At 33.9% G+C, this 1843-nt stretch carries 2 protein-coding genes; both read left to right on the plus strand.

What is annotated here, in order from left to right:
• Positions 1-215: GIY-YIG nuclease family protein (locus tag AC061C_RS15685; protein WP_478291949.1), on the plus strand; the 215-nt coding region annotated here is incomplete at its 5' end.
• Positions 216-360: 145 nt separating this feature from the next.
• Positions 361-1308: a thioredoxin-disulfide reductase gene (gene trxB, locus AC061C_RS15690; RefSeq protein ID WP_417944090.1), complete on the plus strand. Its 948-nt coding sequence runs from the start codon at positions 361-363 to the stop codon at positions 1306-1308.
• The last annotated feature ends 535 nt before the right edge of the window (positions 1309-1843 follow it).

Raw genomic sequence — 1843 nt, forward strand, 5'->3', positions numbered from 1 at the left:
AAAAGCCGAACGATATCGTTCGGCTTTTTTTATTTTTAAAAGCAATGTTTTACGTTTACATCCTTTTTTCGACAATTCAAGAAATTTATAATCTAGGCTATAATTCTATGATATTAGAGGAAAGACTTCGTCGTTATTTAGGTGCGCATAAAGGATTTACAGTAAGAGCAAAAGATTGCGAAGGCCACATGTTCGAATTTTCGTTTATGGAATAAACACTGCCACTCTTACTTTAAATCGGTTCTCCTTGCTGCAGAAGTGATTTTTCTATTCCAAAATAATTAAAACTGATGCCACATTCTCCTTTGTACCGTAATTAAATCTTATTTTTGCACCGTAAAATTATAATTCACTCTTATTATGTCAGATACAATCGAAAAAATTAAATGTCTTATTATAGGTTCTGGTCCAGCAGGATATACTGCGGCAATTTATGCGGCTAGAGCCAACATGAATCCTGTAGTATACCAAGGAATGCAGCCGGGTGGTCAACTAACAACTACAAATGAAGTAGAAAACTGGCCAGGAAATCCAGAGGGAATTACAGGACCAGAAATGATGGTGGGTTTACAAGCACAAGCACAACGTTTTGGTACTGATGTGCGTGATGGTTGGGCAACGAAAGTAGATTTCTCTGGTGATATTCATAAAGTTTGGATCAATGAGACCAAAGAGTTGCATTGTGAAACGGTTATTATTTCGACTGGAGCGTCAGCTAAATATTTAGGATTACCATCAGAGCAACACTACTTAAAAATGGGTGGTGGAGTTTCTGCATGTGCTGTTTGTGATGGTTTTTTCTATAGAAATCAAGAAGTAGTAATCGTTGGAGCAGGGGATTCTGCTTGTGAAGAAGCGCATTATTTGTCTAAGTTGTGTAAAAAAGTAACCATGTTGGTGCGTAGCGAAAAATTTAGAGCTTCAAAAATTATGGAAGCACGCGTTCGCAAAACCGAAAATATTACCATCTTAATGAACCATGATACAGTTGAAGTATTAGGTGATGAACAAGTGGTTACGGGTGTAAAAGCGTTAAATAAATCTAATGGTGAAACTTTTGATATTCCTGCAACCGGTTTCTTCGTGGCTATTGGTCACAAACCCAATACTGATATTTTCAAAGATTTTATCACACTAGACGAAACAGGATATATTGTGAATACGCCAGGAAGTTCAAAAACAAATGTTGAAGGTGTATTTGTATCTGGAGATGCTGCAGACCACGTATACCGTCAAGCGATTACCGCTGCTGGAACGGGTTGTATGGCTGCTCTTGATGCTGAAAGATATTTGGCTGCTAAAGAATAATCACAGTAAGAAAATTTGAATATTAATAAAGACCAAGTTTTCAATTATATCGTTAAGTTGAGAAAGTGTTAATCTTTTAGAATGAGCTCGATATTCAGTCGGGCTCATTCTATTTAGTTGATGTTTATAATTTATTAAAGTGAAAATCTTTCTTTAGTTTTTATTGTTGTAATTTAGTTTTGAATTGGATCTTAAATCAGACAGAAATTATCATTTATAGTCAAGCAATTCTGTTTTTATAAAACTATCGAAATTTTCTCTTTTTATTTTGAAAACTTTCTCAATAGTTAGCAGTAAATCTTCATCTTTTTTACCTGAATTAATTAGGCTCAATAGTCCTTCTTTTCCATATTTTTTCAAAGATATATCGCATAACAAAGAACCAATTGTATACCATAGTGAAGTTGTGTCATCTAATATATATTGCTCAGATTCTTCAAATAGTTTTTCATAAATATTAATATCATTTTTTATTAAATGATCACTGCTATCCGAAAGTCTAAAATAAAAAGAGCCTTAGAATCCCGTATTTTTG

Source organism: Flavobacterium sp. GNP010, from assembly GCF_056428945.1.